The sequence below is a fragment of the Streptomyces sp. BRA346 genome (assembly GCF_052851135.1).
In genome coordinates, this window is the sequence record NZ_JAIWIH010000138.1 from 1 (window position 1) to 2479 (window position 2479).

At 73.2% G+C, this 2479-nt stretch carries 1 protein-coding gene; it reads right to left on the bottom strand.

Annotation, left to right across the window (positions count from 1 at the left end):
- On the bottom strand, window positions 1–2479 hold a 2479-nt coding region (locus LCH29_RS43760; protein ID WP_446467251.1), incomplete at both ends, for a type I polyketide synthase.

A 2479-nucleotide genomic window follows, 5' to 3' on the forward strand; every position in this document is an offset into this window, starting at 1 on the left:
AACCCGCCCCACCATCAACCCACGCAACACCGCAGGCACATCACCACCCGCAACCCCCGCCACATCAAGGTCCACGGCCACCACCAACGGACGCGGGAGTCGACACGCTGCATCCAGCAGGGCAAGTCCGCGCTCGGACGACAACGGCCTCATTCCGCGCAGCCGGGTCAGATCCGTCTGCCCCATGTGCCCGGTCATGGCGCTGGACTCCTCCCACAGCCCCCATGCCACCGAAAGCCCGGGCAGCCCGAGGCCACGGCGGCGGGCGACCAACGCGTCCACGTACGCGTTCGCTGCCGCGTATCCGGCCTGACCGGCGTTGCCCACCGCGCCGGCGGCCGAGGAGAACGTCACGAACATGGTCAGCGGCAGATCCGCCGTCGCCGCGTGCAGATGGGCCGCGACTGTGGCCTTCGCCTGCCACACCCGTGCCACTTGTTGCGGGGTCAGTGAGGTGATCACCGCGTCATCCAGCACGCCCGCGGCATGGATGACCCCGGTCAGGGGATGTTCCGCGTCGATCCCCGCCACCAATTCGGCCACCGCGTCCGCATCCGTGACATCCACCGGGACGATCCGCACCTGTGCGCCCGCACCGCTCAGCCGGTCGGTCAGTTCCGGCGCGCCCGGGGCCTCAAGGCCTCGGCGGCTCGCCAGCACCAGATGCCTGACCTGCCAGGTTCGTACGAGGTGCTCGGCGACCAAGCCGCCCAGCAGGCCCGTACCGCCGACGATCAGCACGGTTCCGTCAGGGTCGAGAGCGCCGAGACCATCGGCGGTGGACTCGTCGCGGCGTGCGCGGCGTGCCGGGGTCAGCCGGGGCACCAGCAACTGACCGGCCCGCATGACCACCTGCGGCTCATCGGCCCGCACGGCACGCGTCACGGCGTCGGCCACGCTGCGAGGGGGCGCCTCGGTGTGGGGTTCCGGGTCGGTGTCGAGGAGCACGAACCGGTCCGGGTGCTCGGCCTGCGCACTCCGCAGCAGGCCCCATACGGCGGCACCGGACGGATCCGGGACGTCGTCCTCGGCGTACCCGAACGCGCCCCGCGTCACCACCGCCAACCGGGCGTCGGCCAAGCGCGGTTCGGCCAGCCAGCCCTGCACCCATTGCAGTGCCTGCTCGACAGCGGTGAGACCGCCAGTCGCACCCGCCGCGAGGTCGTCGGCGGCGGGCTCACCCACGGCGGGGAGATAGGCCAAGGCCAGCGTCGGAGCAGGCGTACCGCCGTCCATCGCGGCGGCCAGAGCCGTCAGATCCGGATGGCACACTGCACCACCGGAGTCGTTGTCCCGGCCCAACACCACCCAGTTGTCGTCCTGCGTCGTGACCGGCGCGGCGGGCAGGGGCGTCCAGTCGAGCGTGAACAGCCCGCCGGTGTCCCGTCCGCCCACGGACCGAAGCTGCGCGGCGTCGGCCGGACGCATGGTGAGGGAGTCAACCGTGAGCACGGGAGCACCCCCGGCATCGGCCACGACCAGCCGTAGCCCGCGCTCACCCACCGCGCTCTGCTGGTGGCGGGTGAGCCGCACGCGGACCGTGGTGGCGTCCGTGGCATGCAGGGATACGCCATTCCAGACGAACGGCAACCACAGCTGCTCGGCCTCCGCCGGGTCGGAGTCGGCGGCGAACCGGTCGGCCAACAGGAGCGGGTGCAGGGCCGCGTCGAGGAGCGCCGGGTGGATGCCGAAGCCGCCATGGTCTCCGGCGGCCTCGGGCAGCGCCACCTCGGCCAGCAGATCCTGGCCATCGCGCCACGCTGCCCGAAGTCCCTGGAACGACGGGCCGTACGCGTACCCCGCCGCCGCGGCCTGCTCGTAGAACCCCTCGACGTCCAGCGGCTTCGCGTTCGCCGGAGGCCATGCGCCGGGCAGCTCCTCCGCCCAGCCATCGGCGGACGGCGGGCTCAGCACGCCTTCCGCGTGGCACACCCACCCCGGGTCGCCACCTGGCTCGGCGGCGCGGTCGGGACGGGAGTACACCCGTACGTCGCGCCGCCCGTCCTCGACCGCCTCGCCCACCACTACCTGTACGCGCAAGGCCCCCGACTCGGGCAGGACCAAGGGCACCTGAAGCGCCAGCTCCTCGACGCCACCGCAGCCCGCCTCGTCGGCCGCCCGCAACGCCCACTCCACCAGCGCGGCACCGGGCATCAACACCGCGCCCGCGACGGCGTGCTCGGCCTGCCAGCCGCCACTTCCCGCCGAGACCCGGCCGGTCAGCAGCAACCCGCCGTCGGGCAGCCCGACCGCGGCGAGCAACAAGGCGTGCTCCACACGCTCCAACCCCGCTGCGGCCACATCGCCCACCCGACCGCCCGCGGCGGCGGCCCAGAACCGCCGCCGCTGGAAGGCGTACGTCGGCAGATCCACCGTTCGCGGGGTGGGGTCGGCCGGGAACAGGGTCGTCCAGTTCACGGGGACGCCCGCGTTGAACGCCTGGGCGAGGGAACGCACCAGCTGGTCCCGGCCGCCGTGG